Below are 20,010 nucleotides of genomic sequence, written 5' to 3' on the forward strand. Positions count from 1 at the left end.
CGAAACGCCCCTTTCCGCTTCGGGTGGACGCTTGCGGACAGGTTTGGCATTCGAAAACGCCATGTGGCACATCTTCCAGTTTCCGCTCTGCCCCTTCAGCCGCAAGGTCCGGCTGCTCATGGCCGAAAAGGGCATCGCCTACGAACTCCAGACCGCGCGCCCCTGGGAGGGCGAGGACCGCTTGTTCGAGATGAACCCGGCGGGACGCACGCCGGTGGTGCGGGAAACCGAGCGCGGCACGGTGATCGTCGACAGCCGGGCGATCTGCGAATATTTCGAGGAAACCGTCGATCGCAACCCGCAGATCAGCGGCACCGCCGTACAGCGCGCCGAAATCCGCCGCCTGATCGCGATGTTCGACGAGAATTTCTTCCACGACGTCTCCGGTCCGCTGCTCCATGAGCGGATGAAGAAGCGCCTCGTCCTGCGCCAGTCGCCCGATGCCAAGATCCTGCGCGAATCGATGAAGCTGGCGCACGACTATCTCGACTACATCGACTATCTGATCGACAACCGCCCCTGGCTGGCCGGCGCGACGATGACCTTGGCGGACCTCGCCGCCGCGGCGCAGATCTCGGTGGCGGACTATCTCGGCGGGCTGGACTGGTCGAGCCACGAGCAGGCGCGCGGCTGGTATCTGGTGATGAAGTCGCGGCCCTCGTTCCGGCCGCTGCTGAGCGAGCGCATGGAAGTGATCCAGCCGCCCAGCCATTATGCCGAAGTGGATGCCTGAAGTGCGGCCGTCGTCCCGGACTTGATCCGGGACCGCTGGCAGATTTTTAGGCGATAGCTGGCAGTAAAGCGCCCCGACGCGAGGTGGGCCGTTCACTGCCAGCGGTCCCGGGTCAAGCCCGGGACGACGACGATCGATCAGTTCGCCGCGCGGTAGCTTTCCAGAATATCGCGGCGCAGCGCCGCGCCGCTGTCGGGGCGCGAGTAGAACATGTGGCCGCCCTCATACATATGCAGCCGCACGCGGTCCGGGCGGCCGAACTGCGGCATCTGCGCCATGATCAGGCGCGAGCCGAAGTAGGGGCAGGACAGGTCGTCCCAGCCGTGGACGATGTCCACTGTCATCTTCGGATCGATAGAGATCGCCTGGCGCAAGTCCTTAACCGGATTGTCGCTATTGTCGCGGGTCCAGGCCTCGTTCACCTCGTAGGACAGCGCATTGTAGCGGGCATCGACCTTCCAGCCGACCTGGCGCGTGACGAAATCGACCATGGCCGAGGTGGTCGGCGCGATCAGCGTGGTCAGCAGCGGATCGCTGTATTGCGGGCGGGCGCTGGCCGGGAAGGGGTCGTAGGCAGTGTAGTTGGAATCGTAGACCGATCCGACGAGGCCTTGGTCGCGGTGGATTTCGCGCAGATAGGTCGGGATGTCGACGCGGCCGTCCATGCGGCGCACCAGCGCGGGATCGAGGCCGGTCAGTTCGGCGACTTTCGCGGAAAGACGGTCGGTGGCGGCCTTGTCCTGCGGTCCGGCGAGGAAGTCCTGCACATATTCGGTGCGAATATACTGTTCGACCGGGGCCATCGAGGCTTCGCTGAGGTTGCCCTTTCGCTCGAAGTGGCCGGCGACCATGGCGGGCAGGTTGATCATCCAGGGCAGCGGCGACAGCGCGTCGTCCTCACCGATGGCGGGCGGGTCGAGGTAGGGGGAAACGAGCGTCATGCCCGAAATGCCCACGCCCATCTGGGTCTGGAGGTAATAGGCCAGGCGCGGCACGCGGTAGCCGCCGTAGCTTTCGCCCGAAAGGTACTTGCGGCTGGTGAGGCGGCCGTTCTGGTTCAGCCAGTCGTAGACCACGCGGCTGAGGTACTTGATGTCGTTCTCGGAGGTGTAGAACGCCTTCTTGGTTTCCTCGGCATCGACGCGGCTGCGCGAGAAGCCGGTGCCGATCGGGTCGATGAAGACGAGGTCGGTGAAGTCCAGCCAGGAGTTCGGATTGTCACGCAGCACGGCCGGGTCGGACGGGGCGTCTCCCTGTGCGCCAAACTGGACGCGCTTGGGCCCGATGGCGCCAAGGTTCAGGTAGACCGATGCGGCGCCGGGGCCGCCGTTGAAGGCGAAGGTGACCGGGCGCGCGGTCGGGGCGCCGGGCACGGTATAGGCGGTATAGACCACCTCGCCGATGGTCTTGCCCTTTTCGTCCTTGATCGGAAGCGCGCCGACGGTGGCGACGTAGTTCACCGTCTTGCCGCCGATCACCGCGCTCTGCTTGATCGACTTGGGGGCGGGCAGCAGCGGGATTTCGTCCGACTTCTCGTCCTGCTTCGCCTCGGCGCTGTCTGCCGACTTGCCAGCCGACTTTTCAGCCGCGAGGGATGGAACGGAGACGGCGGCGAGCGCCATGGCCAGACAGGCCAGCGAAACTTTGCGCATGGAAGGAACGACCCCTTTTTGTCGATGCGTCCGAACGGACGTCAGGGGCGATAGGTAGAACCCGAAGATAGTATACGACAAGAGTGCCAAGCATTTTCTAATCAGGTGGAATCACCTGATGACTCGGAAAATGCGGTAAACCGAAAAACTTGGGAAAAAACGCGCCTGGCCCGTCCTGCCTTCCGGGGATTGGCCATGGGTTGAGCCATTCGGAAGGCAGGGCAGGTCAGGCTTTCGAACGGCGCGGGGGTGCCGTCCGAAATCCGCGGGGGGCGGATTCTTTTCAGATCAGGGCAGCATCGAACCCGTTTCGATGAAGCGCTGGTGCCACGACAGCGCCTCGCCGGGCAGCGAGGGCGACTGGAGGCCATAGGAGCCCTTGAGCGCGCGGGCGTAGTAGTCTTCCAGTAGCGGGCGATAGTCCGGGTGCGCGCAATTGGCGATGATCACCCTGGCGCGTTCCTTGGGGCTGAGGCCGCGAAGATCGGCCAGGCCCTGCTCGGTAACGATCACCTGTACGTCCTGGTTGATGTGGTCGACATGGCTCGCCTGCGGCACGATGGCCGAGATCTTGCCGCCCTTGGCGGTGGAAGGCGTCATGAAGATCGAGATATAGGCATTGCGCGCGAAGTCGCCCGAACCGCCGATGCCGTTCTGGATGCGCGAGCCCATGACGTGGGTGGAGTTCACCGCGCCGTAGATGTCGGCTTCGATGAGGCCGTTCATGGCGATGCAACCCAGGCGGCGGATCAGTTCGGGGTGGTTTGAGATTTCCTGCGGGCGCAGCAGCATCTTGTCGCGGTAGCGGTGCATGTCGGCATTGACGCGCGCGGCGGCCTCGGGGCTGAGCGAGAAGGCGGTGGCCGAGGCCATGCGCAGCTTGCCCGAGTCGAGCAGGTCGAGCATGCCGTCCTGGATCACTTCGGTATAGGACGTCAGGCTGTCGAACGGCGCGTCGACCAGGCCGGTCAGCACGGCATTGGCGATATTGCCCACGCCCGACTGGATCGGCAGCAGCGCCGAAGGCAGGCGGCCCAGCTTCACTTCGTGGCTCAGGAATTCCAGGATGTGGCCGGCGATCGCCCGGGCCTTTTCGTCCGGCGGGCTGAACGGGGCGTTGCGGTCCGGCCGGTCGGTCTCGACCACGGCGACGACCTTGGCGGGATCGACCTTGAGGTAAGGCTCGCCGATGCGGTCATCGGGCTTCACCAGCGGGATCGGCACGCGCGAAGGCGGCAGGGCGGTGCCGTAGTAGATGTCGTGCATGCCCTCCAGCGCCTCGTTCTGCCACGAGTTCACTTCGAGGATGACCTTGGAGGCGCGGTCGAGCCAGGTCTTGTTGTTGCCCACCGAGGAGGAGGGGATCAGGCTGCCGTCGGCGCGGATGCCCGAGATCTCGATCACCGCCGTATCCAGCGGGCCGAGGAAGCCTTGCCATGCCATCGGCGCCACCTGGCTGAGGTGCATGTCGAAATAGTTCATCTCGCCCTTGTTGATGCGTTCGCGGGCGATGGGGTCGGAATTATAGGGCAGGCGGAACTCGATGCCGTCGGCCTTGGCCAGCGCGCCGTCGAGTTCGGGGCCGGTCGAGGCGCCGGTCCACATGCGCACCTTGAACGCGCGTCCGGCGGCATGTTCGGCTTCGATACGGGCGGCGAGGGCGAGAGGGACGGCCTTGGGATAACCGGAACCGGTGAACCCGCTCATGCCCACGGCAGTGCCGCTTTCGATCAGGCGCGCGGCCTCTTCGGCGGGCATGACCTTTGAGCGAAGCTCATGATTCTCGATGCGCATGGCAACCTCTTCCTTTCTGACTGACCTTTGCAGCGCCAGTCGGCCTGTGGGAGCGACGAATCCAGTGCAAAGTCCAACCGGACGGTTGCGGCGGACGCATGGGGGATCACCGCGACGCCATTTCGATCATCGTTCTTGCAATGGCGACGAGTTCGGCCTCGCGGTTGACGCCGCATTTCTGGAAGATCGTGCGGAGCTGGGCGACGACCGTCTGCACGCTGACGCCGCGCAGCTGCGCGGTCGCCTGGCGGGAGTGGCCCTGGGCGAGAAGGGTGACGACTTCCGCTTCGGCCAGCGTCAGCCCGAGCGCTTCGGCCAGCCGCCGCGCCGGAAGCTGGTCTAGCGCGAGCGGGGCGCGCAGGGTTACGATCGCGCGGGGGGCGAAGCCGAATGTCCAGTCCTGCCGGGGCAGCGTGCGCGCGTCGATCAGCAGCAGTTCGTTGTCGCCGCGCAGCCAGAGGTCGGCGGGGCCGTCGGCGGTTCCGGCGAGAGCGGCGGCGATGCGTTTCTGCAGGATCTGGTCGAGATCAGGGCGCGCGGCGAAGAGGCCGCCGCCCCGCACTTGCAGCGTCCTCGGTCCAAGCAGGGCCTGCGCCGCCGAGGTCATGCCGCAGACCTTGCCAACCGCATCGAGCAGGATCGCGGCATTACGCATCGATTCGAGCGAACCTTTCAGCAGGTCGGCGCCCTGATGCTCGATCGCGTCCTGGAGGCGGATGGCATCGAGCACGGCAGGGCCGACCTGCCGGAACACGTCGCGCTGTGCCTCGGTGGTCACGCCGTCTTTCGACCCGTGCAGCGCGGCCAGCCCGAAGAGCACGCCCACGCGCTGGCTGAGAACCATCTGCACGCCGAATTCGGCATCGTGCCGGCGCACGTAATCGAGATAGGCCTCGTTGGTCGAAACGGCCCGCGCCTCGGCATAATGGGCTTCCCACGAAAGTTCGAGCGGCGCCCGCGTGGACGCTACGCGATAGTTTACGTCAGGACGGTATCCGCCGATCTTGTCGAATTCGGTCAGAAACGAAGGGTCGGCATCGGTGACCCAGTTGAACGCGGCATGGCGATCGCCAAGGGCCAGAAGCTGGGCGCGGGAAGAGCCTGTCCGGCTGGCGAGGGTTTTCAGCGCACGCTCCCACCCGCCTTCCTCGAACGGCGCGCGTGCGAACAGCTCCGCCAAATCGCCCGCGCGCGCTTCGTATCCGTCCCTGCCCACGCCAGCATTCATGCAGCCCCGGGGCGGGCTTAACAAGTACTGTTATCGAACGGGACTTACGAATTATTACCATGAACGTGGTATGTTCTCGATCCGAAACGGAGGCACAACCAAGGCGCGACCCGAGGGATCGGCGACTAGCCATCCTGACACTTGCCCGAGGCCTGTTCCGGCAGGTCTCGGGCTTTTTTCTTTTGGCTGATCGCAAAAGGACCCGGTGTTCAGGTCGTCGCGTAAATAGCGGGACGATATCGGGGTGCGGGAATGGGCAGGTCCTTCTCCGCTGCAACTTCCAACCAGCCCTCGATGGCGTCGTTGACATTGGCCAGCGCTTCGGCTCGGCTGCTGCCATGCGCGGAGCAGGGCTTGAGATCGGGGACGTCCGCGATCCAGCAAGCATCCTCATCGGACCAGAACAGGTTGATGTGGTAATGTGGTTCCATCACTCGATCACATATAGCGCGTGCTGCTCGACGAGTTCAAGGAACTCGCGAACCTGATAGGCTTGGCGTCTTTCGCATTCGGTTGAACCGGGAAGGGGCGGTCAAGAGCGGGGTGAGTCCAGATTTGATGGCTTCCCTTGGTTCGAACATGCGTAAATCCAAATGCCTTTAGTAACCTCTCGAAATCACGAAACGGGATCGTACGACTTCGTGCTTCCAGAAGTTGCAAATGGAGCTTGGCAGGTTTGATCATCGACGCCTCGAGCGGTTTCAAGCGTCTTAACAATCAGAATGCCGATGTCGTCCATACATTCAATCAATGTTGAGCTATTTGGATATGATTGAAAATAGGTAACGAGAAACGTGGGCTATTTGCCCCATTTTCGCTGCATCTTCCCATAGCGCGTCTTGCGCGTGCCGGGCTTACCCTCGTTGCTGCGGCCGACGATCGGGGCTTTCTTGTGATCGTCGGGAATGCCGAGTTCGCTGGCTTCCAGGCGCCGGATCTCGTCGCGCAGGCGGCCGGCTTCCTCGAATTCGAGGTCGGCGGCGGCATTGCGCATCTTCTGTTCGAGTTCCTCGATATAGGCGCGCAAGTTGTGGCCGACGAGGTTGTTCTGGCCCTCGGCATCGATGTCCACCAGCACGCCGTCGCGGCTGGCGGTGTCGGCGACGATGTCGGCAATGCGGCGCTTGATCGTCTGCGGGGTGATGCCGTGTTCGGCGTTGTATTCTTCCTGCTTGGCCCGGCGCCGGTCGGTTTCGGCGATGGCGCGTTCCATGCTGCCGGTCATGCGGTCGGCGTAGAGGATCACGCGGCCGTCCACGTTGCGCGCGGCGCGGCCGATGGTCTGGATCAGCGAGGTTTCGCTGCGCAGGAAGCCTTCCTTGTCGGCATCGAGGATGCAGACGAGCCCGCATTCGGGAATGTCGAGCCCCTCGCGCAGCAGGTTGATGCCCACCAGCACGTCGTAAACGCCCATGCGAAGATCGCGGATCAGTTCGATGCGCTCCAGCGTCTCGACGTCGCTGTGCATGTAGCGCACGCGCACGCCGGCTTCGTGCATGAACTCGGTGAGGTCCTCGGCCATGCGCTTGGTGAGGGTGGTGACGAGCGTGCGATAGCCCTTTTCGGCCACCGCCTTGCACTCCATGATGCAGTCCTGCACCTGATCGTCGACCGGGCGGATTTCCACCGGCGGATCGATCAGTCCGGTGGGGCGGATCACCTGTTCGGCAAAGACGCCGCCCGATTCGTCCATCTCCCAGTGGCCGGGCGTGGCGGAGACGGCAATGGTCTGCGGGCGCATCGCGTCCCACTCATTGAAGCGCAGCGGGCGATTGTCGATGCAGCTCGGCAGGCGGAAGCCGTATTCGGCCAGGGTGATCTTGCGGCGGTGGTCGCCTTTCGACATCGCGCCGATCTGCGGTACCGTCTGGTGGCTTTCGTCCACGAACAGCAGGGCATTGTCCGGCAGGTATTCGAACAGGGTCGGCGGCGGCTCGCCCGGCAGGCGGCCGGTGAGGAAGCGCGAATAGTTCTCGATCCCCGCGCAGCTTCCGGTGGCGGCGATCATCTCCAGGTCGAAATTGGTGCGCTGTTCCAGGCGCTGGGCTTCGAGCAGGCGGCCTTCGGCTTCCAGTTCCTTCAGTCGCTCAGTCAGTTCGAAGCGGATCGCCTCGCTCGCCTGCTTCATCGTCGGGCCGGGCGTGACATAGTGCGAGTTCGCATAGACCCGCACCTTTTCGAGCGCGGAGCCCTTCTTGCCGGTGAGCGGATCGAACTCGGCAATCTCCTCGATCTCGTCCCCGAAGAACGAGATGCGCCAGGCCGTGTCTTCAAGATGGCTGGGGAAGAGTTCCAGATTGTCCCCGCGCACGCGAAAGGTGCCGCGCGTGAAGGCGGCATCGTTGCGCTTGTACTGGAGGGCGACCAGCTTGCGGATGATCTCGCGCTGATCCTGGGTGTCCCCGGTCTTCAGGTCGAAGATCATCGCCGAGTACGTCTCGACCGAGCCGATGCCGTAGAGGCACGAGACCGAGGCGACGATGATCACGTCGTCCCGCTCCAGCAGCGCCCGCGTGGCCGAGTGGCGCATGCGGTCGATCGCCTCGTTCACCGAGCTTTCCTTCTCGATGTAGGTGTCCGACCGGGCGACATAGGCCTCGGGCTGGTAATAGTCGTAGTAGGAAACGAAGTATTCGACCGCGTTCTCGGGGAAGAAGTCCTTCATTTCGGCATAGAGCTGCGCGGCGAGGATCTTGTTCGGCGCCAGGATCAGGGCGGGGCGTTGCAGTTCCTCGATCACCTTGGCCATGGTGAAGGTCTTGCCCGATCCGGTGACGCCCAGCAGCACTTGCGTCTTTTCGCCTTCGCCCGCCGTGGAGACGAGGTCGGCGATGGCGGTCGGCTGGTCGCCGTTCGGCTCGTACTCGGAGACGACCTTGAAGGGCCTGCCCGGCATCGACTTGTCGGGACGTGCCGGCTTGTGGGGGACAAAAGTGCCCGAAGTGTCCGGTTCCTCAAGGCCCCGGCGGATGATCAGCTCTGCCATGGGAGAACATATGGGGTATATGGCATGGCCCCGCAATGACTCGTTGGCAGGCAGCGCGCGGCGGTGGTACGCGGCTGGTCTCTGGGGTCGATGAAGGACGAAGCTTCATGAAGCGATATGCGACCATTGCCGCGATCGCCCTGGCCGTACTGGCCGCGGGCTGCGGCGCGAAGGACGACAAGTCGAAGGATGCCGGCACCGCGGCAGGCTCTGCCGCCAGGTCCCAGGAAGAAATACGACAGGAAGCCGCCAAGCTCGACAAGCCCCGACCCGGCAAGTACAGGCAGGTCAGCGAAGTGAAGCAGATCGACGTTCCGGGGCTGCCCAGCCAGATGGCGGACCAGATGAAGTCGACGCTTCAGAAGTCGCAGGTCAACGAATTCTGCCTGACTTCCGCCGAAGCCGAAAAAGGCTACCGCGACATGTTCCACGACGTGGGGCAGAATCGCGAATGTACTTATTCGCGCTTCGACGTTGATGGCGGAAAGCTCGATGCCCAGATGGAATGTACGTCGAAGGAAGGCGGCAAGGCCGTCCTGACGCTAGGCGGGACGGTGGCCGAGGACAATTCGGACATTACCGTGAAGATGGACATGACCGGCGACGCGCAAGTCGGCGGCCAGATGAAGATGACGGTGCACGTGAACACGAAGCGCATCGGGGATTGTCAGGGGTAAGGGGCCTTTTTGGAAAATGCCTGAAAGGCATTTTCGATGCGGCACCGGCCCCAATTGGACTCCGGCGCCCCCACCCTGCCACCCGCAGGATACTACCGTTGGGTGCCAGGGTGGGGGCGCCTGAATCCAAACGGGGCCGGTGCCGCAAAATTCGCTCTTCCGCGAATTTTCAAAGGATTTTAAGGCCTGTTTGGCCTGACAGTACAGGAGTTGAAGAGGTAAAGTGAACGGTCAGGCTCCACGCCAGCTGGACATGATGCGCAGCGCCATCGTGCGCCGCGCGGTACTGGCGCGCGAGCCGCATCCAGAGGGCGTGCGCAAGCCGTCGCTGCGGTTGTTCTTTGCCGAACTGGCGTCGCTGCGGCGCGGTGGGAAGAAGCTGCTGGGGATCGAGACGGCGCTTCATCCCCAGCCGGTCATGCTCCTCCCGGGCTTCGGCGCTCACCCCAACCGGATGCGGCCTATGGCGGAGGCGCTGGCGCAGGCCGGGCATGAAGTCCATGAATGGGGGCTGGGGTTCAACTTCGGCCCGAATCCGCACAATTTCGAGTTCCTGATGCGGCGCGTGGGTTCGCTAGCGCGTCGGCACCGGGCGCCGGTCACGCTGGTCGGCTGGAGCCTCGGCGGCCTCTTCGCGCGCGAGATCGCCCGGCGGCAGCCCGGCAGTGTCGGCAAAGTGGTGACGATGGGCACGCCTTTTTCCGGCGATCCGCGCGCCAACAATGCCTGGCGGGCCTATCAGGTGGTGACCGGCCACTCGGTAGACGCACCGCCGATCGACTGCGACTTTTCCGAGAAACCGCCGGTGCCGACGATCGCGCTCTGGAGCCCGCGCGATGGGGTCATCCACCCCCGCTCTGCCTGCGGCTGGCCGCACGAACGCGACCGGGCCGTGCCGATCCGCTGCTCGCATCTGGGCTTCGCCAGCGATCCGCGGGTGATTGCGGAAGTCCTGCGGCAGCTCGATATCGAGGGCTGAGAATTCCAGAGTCTTTTTTGAAAATGCCCGGATGGGCATTTTTGAACGGCACCGGCCCACGCCCCCACCCGACCTCCCATCAGGATACACTCGTGGGAGGTCGGGTGGGGGCGTGGGCTGGTGCCGCAAAATTCGCCTTCAGCGAATTTTCAAACGACTCCTCAGGCCATTACGTCGTCTCGGGCCTTGGCCACCGGCGCCCTCGCGGCCAGCGAGCAACCCGCGCTCGCGGCGATCATCATGGCCACGGCGAGCCATTGCAGCCCCGTCAGTCTTTCGCCCAGCACCAGAAAGCCCACGATCGCGCCGAGCGCCGGGGCCATGGAACTGAGCAGGCCGACGATACGGCTGGAAAGCTGCCCCATCGCTCGCATCTCCAGCATATAGGGCAGCGCGCTCGACAGCACCGCGACGACAAGGCCCAGGCCCAGCGCGTGGAGCGATATCTGTGCCGGTGCCGAAGCCACGCCGAACGGCGCGGTGACGAGGCAGGCCACGGTCATGCCAATGGAGACGGCCGTGGTGCTGCCCACTTCGCCGGCGCGCTTGCCGCAGAGGATATAGAGCGCCCAGCACAGGGCGGCGCCCAGCGCGAAGCCGATCCCGGCCAGGTCCAGTGGCTGGGCACGGCCCGGCCAGGGAATCAGCAGCGCCAGCCCGCCAAGGGCGAGGGCAAGCCAGAGAAAATCGCGCAGCGAGCGCGATGTGACGAGGACCACGCCGAGCGGGCCGCAGATCTCGATGGCGACGCCGATGCCGATGGGAATGCGGCGGAAGGCCCAGTAGATCATCAGGTTCATGCCGCCCAAAACCAGGCCGTAGACCAGCAGCCAGCGCCATTGCCGCCCGCTGATCCGGCTGCGCCATGGACGCGCGATGGCCAAGAGGATCAACGCGGAAATGCCGGTTCGCAGCGCCGCCACCCCTTCCGGCCCGATGAGCGGAAACAGGCTCTTGGCGAAAACGGCGCCAAGGTTGATCGAGGCCTGCGCCACGACGATGGAAAGGCCTGCAAGAACGGCGGTACGGTCGGTGGACACGGTCATCAGCGCCCGGTGCCTTCCCCGGCGCCGCACGGCAAGCCCTTAGTGCGCGAATTAGCTACTCCGGCACTTGAGGCGGGGATCCGCTGATTGGCCCAAGCCAGAAGAAGCCGTCGAAGCGGGCATCCCGATCTTCGCCCGGGAAGGCGCCGAGCTGCATGAAGGGCGCTCTGAACAGGTCGACATCACCCTTTGCGCGATGATTGCCGCATTCGATCGCATCTTCGGGAATGGTCTGTCCGGGTTCGAAACGCATCCCCGGTTTCGGATTGCAGTCCCAACTGGTACCAGCCGCATAGCGCATTTTCAGGCTGGTGACGGTGCCGAAGGAAGCGAGGCGAACGGCCATCGGGTCGAAGCTATTCGCGCCTTCACCGTAGCGCGCCCTCTCCGCATGAAACGAACCGGCCAGGACTAGCACCTGATCGTAGCGGGCAAGGGCTGCGGCCTCTTTGATATTTTCCGCCTGTGCGGCTTCGTGCGGGCCTTGTCCCGCAAGATCGGAGAAGCGCTTCTGCTGGGCTTCGTCGCGCGTGCCATTGAAGGCCGCCACACCGATGGGCAAGCCTGCCTCCTTGAGCGCGTGCAGGCGGACCAGCATCGCAAACATGGCTTCGCTGCCGACTCCGTCCTTTCGGCCCTGCCATCCCGCGGCGCCGAGCGCTTGCTTGAAGCGGGATACGGGTTGTTTCCATGCTTCCTGCAGTGCGCCGTCGATAGTCGAATCCAGTTCCACCGCAACAAGCACGCGCCGGTCCCGCGAAGCCAGCGCGCAAGCAAGATCGCCGACGAAGGCGGGGCTCTCATGTGTCCCGTGAAGTTCCCCGAAGACGACATAACGCGATCCCCGCCCGGCCACCTGAGACCAGCCCTCGGGCAAAGCACACTGCGAAGGGGCGGGCATCTCGCTTCCGGCAGCTTGCCCGCCCGAGGGCAAAGTGGACAGCGCGAGCAGGATCGACGGTATCGAATGCATTTTCTTATCCTCACATCGCCACTGCGCGCAGAAAAGCATAATAATCTGAAGCTGGTTGGCTGAACCCATTTAACTGAACCGGTTTGGCGCTCTTTGATTCTTTCGCGTCAGCGGCACGGCGGGTCCGCTCGGTCAGGCGCTGGGAGGGCGCCGCCGGTAACTCAGCGCCTCCGCTATATGTATACGCGTCATCTGATCCGCCCCGGCAAGGTCCGCTATCGTGCGCGCCACGCGCAGGATGCGGGTATAGCCGCGCGCGGAGAGGCGCATGGCCTCTGCGGCCTGCATCAGCAGCTTGCGGCCCGCATCGTCGGGGGCGGCGTGGGTTTCGAGAAGGTCGCCGTCGAGCTCGGCATTGGTGCGTTTTCCGGTTCCCTCCAGGCGGGCGGTCTGGATCATGCGGGCACGGGCGACCCGCGCGGCGACTTCGGCGCTGCCTTCCTTGGGTGGCGGCAGGGCAAGGTCCACGGCGCGCACCGGATCGACTTCGACATGAAGGTCGATCCGGTCGAGCAGGGGGCCGGAAACCTTGCTCTGGTAATCGGCGGCGCATTTGGGAACGCGCGAGCAGGCGAGCGCCGGATCGCCGAGATGGCCGCAGCGGCAGGGGTTCATGGCCGCGATCAATTGAACCCGGGCCGGATAAGTGACATGGGCATTGGCCCGCGCCACGGTGACTTCGCCCGCCTCCAGCGGCTGTCGCAGCGAATCGAGCGCGCCGCGCTGGAACTCGGGCAATTCGTCGAGGAACAGCACGCCGAGATGGGCCATCGAGACTTCACCGGGCCGCACTTTCAGGCCGCCGCCCGTCAGCGCCGCCATCGACGCGGAATGATGCGGGGCGCGGAACGGCCGCGCGCGGCTGATCCGGCCATCTTCCAGCGTGCCCGCGACGGAGGCGATCATCGAGACTTCCAGTGCCTCGGCGGCGGTGAGCTCGGGGAGGATGCCGGGCAGGCAGGAGGCAAGCAGCGACTTTCCGGCACCGGGCGGACCGCACATGAGCAGGTTGTGCGACCCTGCCGCAGCTATTTCCAGCGCGCGCCGGGCGACTTCCTGCCCCTTCACCTGCTTCAGGTCCGGCCCGCGCGGAGGCGGATCGGCGCGGCCCGGCTGGGGCGGCGGCAGGACCTGGGCGCCCTTCAGGTGATTGAGCAGGCTGATCAGGTTGGGCGTCGCGATGATGGGCACGCCGTCCGCCCAGCGGGCCTCGCTGCCCTGCGCGGCCGGACAGATCAGGCCGAGATCGCGTTCGCTGGCGTGAAGCGCCGCCAGCAGCACGCCGGGCGAGGGGATGATCCTGCCGTCCAGCGCGAGTTCGCCTACCGCGACGAAATCGGCCATCTGTTCGCTATCGACGATGCCCATGGCCGCCAGCAGCGAAAGCGCGATGGGCAGATCGTAATGCGAGCCTTCCTTCGGCAGGTCTGCCGGGGAGAGGTTGATCGTGATCCGCTTCGGCGGAAGCGCCAGACCCATGGCGGTCAGGGCCGCGCTCACCCGCTGGCGGCTCTCACCCACGGCCTTGTCGGGCAGGCCGACGAGCGCGAATCCCGGCATTCCCGGCGCGATCTGACACTGCACTTCAACCGCCCGCGCTTCCAACCCCAAGTAGGCGACAGTGGAGACGAGAGCGACCAATTGCAGAAATTCCCGGCGGAACGAGCGGCTTTGCGCGATCCATCGGTGTTATGCGCGATCGATCATCGTTAACTGCGTTGTATAACCAAAATTGTGGTAAGTAATACGGATTGTCCAGTAGGTTAAAGCGTTTTAACCTTAGCTCTAATGACTTGTGTAAGTAGATGGGCTGCATCTCTTGGACATGCGCGCACTCCTCTCCGTTTTTGCTCTGGCCGCCCTGGTTTCGGCCCTGCCCGTTCGGGCGGAGGAAGGCCGGATTTCCTATGAGTTGGTCGAAGCCGATGCCGGGGATTTCGCGCCGGGTGCCGATCGTCTGCAGCCGGGCCGTGCTGAGCCCAGCTATGCCGAATCGAGCTATGTCGAGTCGAGCTATGCGGAGCAGGCCGCGTTCTGGCAGTCCGCACCCGCAAGCGTGCCGCGCGGCATCGCAAGCTACGGCCCGTTCCGCGTGATCGACGCCGCCCATGCCGCGCTCGTCGATGCCACCGATTCGCGTAGCCCCGAACAGTTTGCCGCGCTCCTGCGCGATTTTCCCGATGTATCCGAACTCGAGATGATCGAGTGTCCCGGAACGGAGGACGATCTTGCCAACTTGCGTCTCGGCAGGATGATAAGGGCGCGCGGTATCGTGACGCACGTTCCGGCGGGCGGATCGGTGCGGTCCGGGGCGGTCGAGCTGTTCCTGGCGGGGCGGCTGCGCTACGCCGATCCCGGCTCGGAATTCGCGGTCCATGCCTGGCTCGACGACACCGGGCGTACTCCGCGCGATTACGCGCCGAACGCGCCGGAAAACCGCCGCTACCTCGATTACTACCAGCAGATGGGCATGGACGCGGCGCAGGCCCGCGCCTTCTACGCGATGACGAACGCGATTCCCTTCGAATCGGCGCGCTGGTTCGGTGCCGAGGAAATGGCGCGCTGGGTCAGTCTGGACAGAATGCCCGGCTGGCCGAAGACGCGCGTGACGCTTTCCCAACGATAATGCCTTTCGCAACGATAACGGATGCACTTTCCTTTGAAGATGGCCTGACGAAGGCCCCATGATCGATCCGTTGCGCGGGCAGGGGGCCGGCGCCTTACCGGGTGGCTCGCATGATCGGGGAGGGCACGATTGGCTTCAGGGCTTCCCCTCTGGCCGGACTGCAGATCGCGCGGGCCCTGGCGGCCGTTTGCGTGGTTCTGCACCACGCACTGGAAACCTCGGGCGGCATGCCGGGATCGTTCAGCCCGGACTGGCTGACCACGGCAGGCGCGGGCGGGGTCGATGTGTTCTTCGTCATCAGCGGCTTCATCATGGCGCATACCTGCTTTGGGGCCAGTTCCGGGAACACTCGGACGATGCCTTCCGCTGCCGCATTCCTGCAAAGGCGGGCGATTCGCATCTATCCGCTCTACTGGCTGGCCTGTCTGGCGATGCTTTCGCTCATGGCCATGGGCTTCCTGCGATCGCGCGTGCTGTCGTTTGGCGACGTGCTGACGGCGCTTGCCCTCATGCCGGGTGGGCAGCCTATCATCGGGGTGGCCTGGACTCTGGTCTACGAGATGTATTTCTACCTTGTCTTCGCGCTCTGCCTCCTGGCGCAGAGCCGCAAGGCGGCGCTGGTGGGCATGGGTGTGACTCTGGCCGCAATGCCGCTGCTCGCGCTGGGCCTGCCGTCCTCATCCTTGCGCGACTTCCTCACCGATCCGATTCCCCTCGAATTTCTCATGGGACTGGGTCTGGCATGGCTTTATCCGACACTGAAGGCGCGACTTTGCGGTACTTGGCCAGCAGCCATGCTGGTGCTCTTCGGGCTGATCCTGATGCATGGCGCGCCTCTTCTCGTTCCGCATGACAATACGCATGGTCTGGAAGGCGTGGCGCGAGTCGCGACCTGGGGCGTGGCGGGGCTGGCGATCGTTGCCGGGCTTCTTGCCATGCCGGACCTCAAGGGGCAGCTGACGCGCATGGCAGTTGCGTTGGGGGACGCTTCTTATGCGCTCTACCTCAGCCACGCCTTCGTATTGATGGGCTATGGGCTGCTGCTGAGACATGACGCTGTTGCCGGGATTCCCCAGTATCTGCTGGTGGTGCCGGTCGTTCTGCTGGCCTGCCTTGTCGGTCTTGCCGTCCATGCCCTCGTCGAGCGTCCGCTGTTGAAGCTCGGCGGGCAATTCATTCGCCGGGCTTCCTCTGGCGGACCGGCTAGTCAGCTGCCGAGCCGCGATGCGGGCGCTGCCGCCTGACGGCGAATCGGCTGTGTTATGGGAAAAGCGATGCCAGCCAGCCCCGGCGCCGGGGTGGCCGCTGCGTACCGCTGACCTGAAGCAGGTGATTCGCCAGAACGGCCGCTTGGCTGCGTGTCAGAAACAGGCGCACGATTTCCGGCTCGTCTCCCGAATCCCAGCGGTCCTTTTCGAAAGTCTGGAGTTCGAGCATCATGTTGGGGCCGAGGTCGCGAGACGACCATCCTACCAATACGCCGATACCGTCTTCCTTCGCCATCGGACTCTTGCACCCAGTGTTTCTGCCGCCGGAATCCGGCCTTCGGCCGCAATGCTAGCATGGCCGGAAGCGCTTGTGGCGGCGCCCTCGGGTGGGCCGGAGTGGGCATTGGGGGTACTAAGGGGCGTATTGGGAGACGTCGGCCGAAAAAGCTGTGGCGAGGGGGACACGGCTGGGCTAACCGGCGCTGCAGCGATGGCCTTCCGATATGCCTTTGCCTTGACTCTCCAGCGCCGCTCCAGTAACGGCGCGCTTCTGTTTTGCGGTCGACCTCTTCGGGCGGCCCTGTTTGATCGGGTCCTTCGGGGCCGCATTTGATTTTCGAGGACCGTCATGAAGCGCACTTTCCAGCCCAGCCGCCTTGTTCGCGCCCGCCGTCACGGCTTCCGCGCCCGCACGGCGACTGTCGGTGGCCGCAAGGTGCTTCGTGCGCGCCGCGCTCGCGGCCGTTCGAAGCTTTCGGCCTAAGTCTTTCAGCCTCACGGCTGGATGCGGCACGGCCCGTGCCGCCATCCGAGTTCCCCTCTCTTTCGGGGATTCGGGTGGCGGCACGGGCCGCCGTCGTATGGGCATGATCTGCCTTCTGGCATTATTTGTCTCGGGCGAAAACATGCCGGGATCGCCGCAAGCTGGCGTGACGCGCCATTTGTGATCGGCGACCCTCGATCCTATCTGTGACCGAAATGACCTGCACTTACGCCACGATGACCAAGCGGGCCGACTTTGTTGCGGCCAATGCCGGTCTTCGAGTCGCGCGTCCCGGATTCGTGCTCCTGGCGAAGGCCAATGGCGGGCAGGGCATGCGCGCGGGCATTACCGTCACCAAGAAGATCGGCAATGCCGTGGTGCGCAACCGCATGAAGCGGCGTTTTCGGGCGCTGCTGCGCGAATTGCTGCCCGAACATGGCCTGGTCGATACCGACCATGTGCTGATCGGGCGCGAAAACGGCGTCGAGCGCGATTTCACGCTGCTGCGGGGCGAACTGCTGGCGGCGCTGGAGCGGGCGCAGGCGGGGAAGGGCGATCCGCCCCGCAATCATCGCGGCCGCAAGCGCGGGCCGGGCGGCGGCAAGGCGGCGAAACGGTGAAGAAGGCGCTGGCCCTCATCGCATCCGTGCCGGGGCTGCTGCTGATCGCCGTGGCACGGGCCTGGCAGCTTGGACCCTCGCGGATCATGCCGCCGACTTGCCGCTATTCTCCATCCTGCTCGCAATATGCCATCGTGGCGGTCCGCAAGCATGGTGCGATTAAGGGTGGCTGGCTGGCGTTCAAGCGTATATTGCGCTGCCAGCCTTGGGGCGGGCACGGTTACGATCCGGTCCCCGACTGAGATGAAACGGGGCAGCCACGTCGCTGCCACTGACGCTAATACGACAGGAAAAGGCCTTCGTGGATAAGCAGCGCAACATAATAATCGCGGTCGTCCTGACCGCGCTCGTGCTCTTCGGCTGGGAAGCCGGGGTCGGGTACTTCTATCCGCAGGCGAACAAGCCGCAGCCGGTCGAGCAGACCGCTCCGGCAACAGATGCCGCGGGCAAGCCCACCCGCGAAGGCGGTCTGCGCGATGCGGCCGACCTGGCGCTGGAGCAGAAGGACCTCAAGTCCGCGCTGGCCGCTCCCGGACGCGTGCCGATCGTCGCGCCGGGCGTTTCCGGCTCGATCAACCTGACCGGCGCGCTGCTCGACGACCTTGTCCTCAACCGTCACCGCGAAACCGTGGAGAAGAACTCCGGCCCGGTGCGCATGTTCTCGCCCTCGGGAACCCCGGCGCAGCAATACGCCCAGTTCGGCTGGGTGGGCGAAGGCATTGCCGCGCCCACCGCGCAGACGGTGTGGACCGCCCCGCAGGGTGCGAAGCTCACGCCCGCCACGCCGGTCGTGCTCACCTGGGACAACGGCCAGGGCCAGATCTTCTCGATCACGCTCAAGGTCGATGACAACTACCTGATCACCGCCGACCAGCAGATCCAGAACCGCGGCAGCGGCGCGGTGGCGGTGCAGCCTTTCGCGCTCGTCAACCGTACCGACCGTACCGCGGCTGCCTATGCCTGGACGCTGCGCACCGGCGGCATCGGCGCTTTCGACGGTTCGGTCACGTTCGGTCCGAAGTACGATGCGCTGGCCAAGGACGGCTCGATGCCGCAGCCGGGCAATGCCGACTGGATCGGTTTCACCGACGTCTACTGGATGTCGGCCGTCATTCCCGTCAACGCCAAGGCCCAGGGCACGTTCCGCTCGCAGGGCAGCGGCATCTTCCGCGCCGACGTCGTCTACGACAAGTCGGTGATCCAGCCAGGCCAGAGCCTGACCCGCGAAACCAAGCTCTTCGCAGGTGCCAAGGAGCACAAGGTGCTCGACGCCTATGAGGCGCAGGGCATCGCCAACTTCGGTCTCGCGATCGACTGGGGCTGGTTCCGCTGGTTCGAGAAGCCGATCTTCTGGCTGCTGAGCAAGCTGTTCAGCCTGGTCGGCAACTTCGGCGTCGCCATCATCCTGCTCACCGTGATCGTGCGCGGCATCATGTTCCCGGTCGCCCAGCGCCAGTTCGCCTCGATGGCCGCCATGCGCGCGATCCAGCCGAAGATGAAGGCGATCCAGGAACGCTACAAGGACGACAAGCAGAAGCAGCAGCTTGAGATCATGGCGCTGTACAAGCAGGAGAAGGTGAACCCGCTCGCCGGCTGTCTGCCCATGTTCCTGCAGATTCCGGTGTTCTTCGCGCTCTACAAGGTGCTGATGCTGGCGATCGAGATGCGCCACCAGCCCTTCGTGCTGTGGATCAAGGACCTTTCGGCGCCCGATCCGCTGCATATCCTCAACCTGTTCGGCCTGCTGCCGTTCACGCCGCCCAGCTTCCTGGCCATCGGTGTGCTCGCGCTGCTCCTGGGCGTGACGATGTACTTCCAGTTCAAGCTGAACCCGGCCCAGATGGACCCGGCCCAGCAGCAGGTCTTCGCACTGATGCCCTGGTTCATGATGTTCATCATGGCGCCGTTCGCATCGGGCCTGCTGGTCTACTGGATCACCTCGAACCTCCTGACGATCGCCCAGCAGCAGTTCCTCTACAGCCGCCATCCGCAGCTGCGGGAACAGGCCAAGAAGGACGCGCAGGACAAGGCGCGCGCCGCAGAGCGCAAGAGCAAGGCCTGAGACACGTCATGGAAGAAGAACAGGCTGAACTGATCGAGCAGGCGCGCAAGCTCTTTTCGGGACCGGTAACGTTCCTGAAAAGCGCGCCTGCGCTCAAGTTCCTGCCCGATCCCGATGCGCCGGAAATCGCCTTCTGCGGACGTTCCAACGTCGGCAAGTCGTCGCTGCTGAACGCATTGACGGGCCGCAAGTCGATCGCCCGCACTTCGGTGACGCCGGGCCGCACGCAGGAACTGAACTTCTTCGAGGTGGGCGAGCCGATGCAGTTCCGCCTCGTCGACATGCCGGGCTACGGCTTCGCCAAGGCGCCGCCCAAGGTGGTGGAAACCTGGCGGCGCCTCGTGCGCGACTATCTGCGCGGCCGCGTGGTGCTCAAGCGCACCCTGCTGCTGGTCGATTCGCGCCACGGGGTAAAGGACGTCGATGCCGAGATGATGAAGATGCTCGACGAATCCGCCGTCGGCTATCGCATCGTCCTGACCAAGGCGGACAAGATCAAGGCAAGCGAACTGGAAAAGGTTCATGCCGAGACCATCGCCGAAGCCCGCAAGCATCCGGCCGCCTTCCCCGAAGTCCACATCACCTCATCCGAGAAGGGTCTCGGCATTGCCGAACTGCGGGCGGCGGTTCTGGCCGATTCGCTGATCTGATCTTCGAGATTCC

The 20,010-nt window shown here is 64.6% G+C and carries 20 protein-coding genes; 10 read left to right on the plus strand and 10 right to left on the minus strand.

Annotated elements, in window-relative coordinates; all coding sequences use genetic code 11:
* The first annotated feature begins 61 nt into the window (after window positions 1-61).
* Complete coding sequence (locus NTCA1_RS04860; RefSeq protein WP_086492434.1) at window positions 62-733, plus strand: glutathione S-transferase family protein; 672 nt, start codon at window positions 62-64, stop codon at window positions 731-733.
* 137 nt (window positions 734-870) lie between these two features.
* Here NTCA1_RS04860 and NTCA1_RS04865 read toward each other — a convergent pair whose 3' ends face one another.
* From NTCA1_RS04865 to uvrB, 6 genes are all read right to left on the minus strand, one after another.
* Window positions 871-2,385 carry a S10 family peptidase gene (locus NTCA1_RS04865; protein WP_201282417.1) on the minus strand — a complete coding sequence of 505 codons (1,515 nt, stop codon included), beginning with the start codon at window positions 2,383-2,385 and terminating at the stop codon, window positions 871-873.
* 288 nt (window positions 2,386-2,673) lie between these two features.
* The gene (locus NTCA1_RS04870; protein ID WP_159828867.1) at window positions 2,674-4,179 is read right to left on the minus strand and encodes an acetyl-CoA hydrolase/transferase family protein; all 1,506 of its coding nucleotides are present in this window, start codon (window positions 4,177-4,179) and stop codon (window positions 2,674-2,676) included.
* Window positions 4,180-4,285: 106 nt separating this feature from the next.
* Window positions 4,286-5,395, minus strand: coding sequence for a helix-turn-helix transcriptional regulator (locus NTCA1_RS04875; protein WP_236549101.1), 1,110 nt, complete (start codon window positions 5,393-5,395; stop codon window positions 4,286-4,288).
* A 221-nt stretch (window positions 5,396-5,616) separates the two neighbouring features.
* Window positions 5,617-5,838 carry a type II toxin-antitoxin system HicB family antitoxin gene (locus tag NTCA1_RS04880; protein WP_133084388.1) on the minus strand — a complete coding sequence of 74 codons (222 nt, stop codon included), beginning with the start codon at window positions 5,836-5,838 and terminating at the stop codon, window positions 5,617-5,619.
* Window positions 5,839-5,845: 7 nt separating this feature from the next.
* Window positions 5,846-6,091, minus strand: coding sequence for a type II toxin-antitoxin system HicA family toxin (locus NTCA1_RS04885; RefSeq protein WP_236549102.1), 246 nt, complete (start codon window positions 6,089-6,091; stop codon window positions 5,846-5,848).
* 115 nt (window positions 6,092-6,206) lie between these two features.
* Entirely contained in the window at window positions 6,207-8,393 is a 2,187-nt protein-coding gene (gene uvrB, locus NTCA1_RS04890) for an excinuclease ABC subunit UvrB (RefSeq protein ID WP_159828870.1), read from the minus strand.
* A 107-nt stretch (window positions 8,394-8,500) separates the two neighbouring features.
* Here uvrB and NTCA1_RS04895 point away from each other — a divergent pair, with 107 nt between their 5' ends.
* Both NTCA1_RS04895 and NTCA1_RS04900 read left to right on the plus strand, forming a co-directional pair.
* Window positions 8,501-9,070: a DUF3617 domain-containing protein gene (locus NTCA1_RS04895; protein WP_159828873.1), complete on the plus strand. Its 570-nt coding sequence runs from the start codon at window positions 8,501-8,503 to the stop codon at window positions 9,068-9,070.
* A gap of 253 nt (window positions 9,071-9,323) precedes the next feature.
* On the plus strand, window positions 9,324-10,049 hold the full coding sequence (locus tag NTCA1_RS04900) for a triacylglycerol lipase (protein WP_159829015.1): 726 nt from the start codon (window positions 9,324-9,326) through the stop codon (window positions 10,047-10,049).
* A gap of 161 nt (window positions 10,050-10,210) precedes the next feature.
* Here NTCA1_RS04900 and NTCA1_RS04905 read toward each other — a convergent pair whose 3' ends face one another.
* The 3 genes from NTCA1_RS04905 to NTCA1_RS04915 all read right to left on the minus strand — a co-directional run bounded on the left by NTCA1_RS04905 (window position 10,211) and on the right by NTCA1_RS04915 (window position 13,709).
* Complete coding sequence (locus NTCA1_RS04905; protein WP_159828876.1) at window positions 10,211-11,095, minus strand: DMT family transporter; 885 nt, start codon at window positions 11,093-11,095, stop codon at window positions 10,211-10,213.
* A gap of 55 nt (window positions 11,096-11,150) precedes the next feature.
* Window positions 11,151-12,137 carry a hypothetical protein gene (locus tag NTCA1_RS04910; RefSeq protein WP_159828879.1) on the minus strand — a complete coding sequence of 329 codons (987 nt, stop codon included), beginning with the start codon at window positions 12,135-12,137 and terminating at the stop codon, window positions 11,151-11,153.
* Window positions 12,138-12,200: 63 nt separating this feature from the next.
* Complete coding sequence (locus tag NTCA1_RS04915; protein WP_159828882.1) at window positions 12,201-13,709, minus strand: YifB family Mg chelatase-like AAA ATPase; 1,509 nt, start codon at window positions 13,707-13,709, stop codon at window positions 12,201-12,203.
* Window positions 13,710-13,893: 184 nt separating this feature from the next.
* On the opposite strand from NTCA1_RS04915, the gene NTCA1_RS04920 reads away from it, so the two are divergent.
* Window positions 13,894-14,694, plus strand: coding sequence for an alpha/beta hydrolase (locus tag NTCA1_RS04920; protein ID WP_159828884.1), 801 nt, complete (start codon window positions 13,894-13,896; stop codon window positions 14,692-14,694).
* Window positions 14,695-14,804: 110 nt separating this feature from the next.
* On the plus strand, window positions 14,805-15,938 hold the full coding sequence (locus NTCA1_RS04925) for an acyltransferase (protein WP_159828886.1): 1,134 nt from the start codon (window positions 14,805-14,807) through the stop codon (window positions 15,936-15,938).
* Window positions 15,939-15,954: 16 nt separating this feature from the next.
* Here NTCA1_RS04925 and NTCA1_RS04930 read toward each other — a convergent pair whose 3' ends face one another.
* Entirely contained in the window at window positions 15,955-16,197 is a 243-nt protein-coding gene (locus NTCA1_RS04930; protein WP_159828888.1) for a hypothetical protein, read from the minus strand.
* A 333-nt stretch (window positions 16,198-16,530) separates the two neighbouring features.
* Here NTCA1_RS04930 and rpmH point away from each other — a divergent pair, with 333 nt between their 5' ends.
* From rpmH to yihA, 5 genes are all read left to right on the plus strand, one after another.
* Window positions 16,531-16,665: a 50S ribosomal protein L34 gene (gene rpmH, locus NTCA1_RS04935; RefSeq protein ID WP_086494189.1), complete on the plus strand. Its 135-nt coding sequence runs from the start codon at window positions 16,531-16,533 to the stop codon at window positions 16,663-16,665.
* A gap of 215 nt (window positions 16,666-16,880) precedes the next feature.
* The gene (gene rnpA, locus NTCA1_RS04940) at window positions 16,881-17,285 is read left to right on the plus strand and encodes a ribonuclease P protein component (protein ID WP_159829018.1); all 405 of its coding nucleotides are present in this window, start codon (window positions 16,881-16,883) and stop codon (window positions 17,283-17,285) included.
* A complete protein-coding gene (gene yidD / locus NTCA1_RS04945) occupies window positions 17,282-17,527 on the plus strand; it encodes a membrane protein insertion efficiency factor YidD (RefSeq protein WP_201282418.1) in 246 nt (81 codons plus the stop codon). The genes rnpA and yidD overlap by 4 nt, the downstream gene beginning before the upstream one ends.
* Before the next feature lie 59 nt (window positions 17,528-17,586).
* Window positions 17,587-19,347, plus strand: coding sequence for a membrane protein insertase YidC (gene yidC, locus NTCA1_RS04950; RefSeq protein ID WP_086494188.1), 1,761 nt, complete (start codon window positions 17,587-17,589; stop codon window positions 19,345-19,347).
* Between the two features lie 8 nt (window positions 19,348-19,355).
* Window positions 19,356-19,997: a ribosome biogenesis GTP-binding protein YihA/YsxC gene (gene yihA / locus NTCA1_RS04955; protein ID WP_086494187.1), complete on the plus strand. Its 642-nt coding sequence runs from the start codon at window positions 19,356-19,358 to the stop codon at window positions 19,995-19,997.
* Window positions 19,998-20,010: the final 13 nt, after the last annotated feature.

Source organism: Novosphingobium sp. TCA1, assembly GCF_009811895.1.
Lineage (GTDB): Bacteria > Pseudomonadota > Alphaproteobacteria > Sphingomonadales > Sphingomonadaceae > Novosphingobium > Novosphingobium panipatense_A.

Bases quoted from the DNA above. Each gene is read 5' to 3' on its own strand.
- NTCA1_RS04860 (WP_086492434.1), top strand. From the start codon at position 62: ATGTGGCACATCTTCCAGTTTCCGCTCTGCCCCTTCAGCCGCAAGGTC.
- NTCA1_RS04865 (WP_201282417.1), bottom strand. From the start codon at position 2,385: ATGCGCAAAGTTTCGCTGGCCTGTCTGGCCATGGCGCTCGCCGCCGTC.
- NTCA1_RS04870 (WP_159828867.1), bottom strand. From the start codon at position 4,179: ATGCGCATCGAGAATCATGAGCTTCGCTCAAAGGTCATGCCCGCCGAA.
- NTCA1_RS04880 (WP_133084388.1), bottom strand. From the start codon at position 5,838: ATGGAACCACATTACCACATCAACCTGTTCTGGTCCGATGAGGATGCT.
- NTCA1_RS04885 (WP_236549102.1), bottom strand. From the start codon at position 6,091: ATGATCAAACCTGCCAAGCTCCATTTGCAACTTCTGGAAGCACGAAGT.
- uvrB (WP_159828870.1), bottom strand. From the start codon at position 8,393: ATGGCAGAGCTGATCATCCGCCGGGGCCTTGAGGAACCGGACACTTCG.
- NTCA1_RS04895 (WP_159828873.1), top strand. From the start codon at position 8,501: ATGAAGCGATATGCGACCATTGCCGCGATCGCCCTGGCCGTACTGGCC.
- NTCA1_RS04900 (WP_159829015.1), top strand. From the start codon at position 9,324: ATGATGCGCAGCGCCATCGTGCGCCGCGCGGTACTGGCGCGCGAGCCG.
- NTCA1_RS04905 (WP_159828876.1), bottom strand. From the start codon at position 11,095: ATGACCGTGTCCACCGACCGTACCGCCGTTCTTGCAGGCCTTTCCATC.
- NTCA1_RS04910 (WP_159828879.1), bottom strand. From the start codon at position 12,137: ATGGGTTCAGCCAACCAGCTTCAGATTATTATGCTTTTCTGCGCGCAG.
- NTCA1_RS04920 (WP_159828884.1), top strand. From the start codon at position 13,894: ATGCGCGCACTCCTCTCCGTTTTTGCTCTGGCCGCCCTGGTTTCGGCC.
- NTCA1_RS04925 (WP_159828886.1), top strand. From the start codon at position 14,805: ATGATCGGGGAGGGCACGATTGGCTTCAGGGCTTCCCCTCTGGCCGGA.
- NTCA1_RS04930 (WP_159828888.1), bottom strand. From the start codon at position 16,197: ATGGCGAAGGAAGACGGTATCGGCGTATTGGTAGGATGGTCGTCTCGC.
- rpmH (WP_086494189.1), top strand. From the start codon at position 16,531: ATGAAGCGCACTTTCCAGCCCAGCCGCCTTGTTCGCGCCCGCCGTCAC.
- rnpA (WP_159829018.1), top strand. From the start codon at position 16,881: ATGACCTGCACTTACGCCACGATGACCAAGCGGGCCGACTTTGTTGCG.
- yihA (WP_086494187.1), top strand. From the start codon at position 19,356: ATGGAAGAAGAACAGGCTGAACTGATCGAGCAGGCGCGCAAGCTCTTT.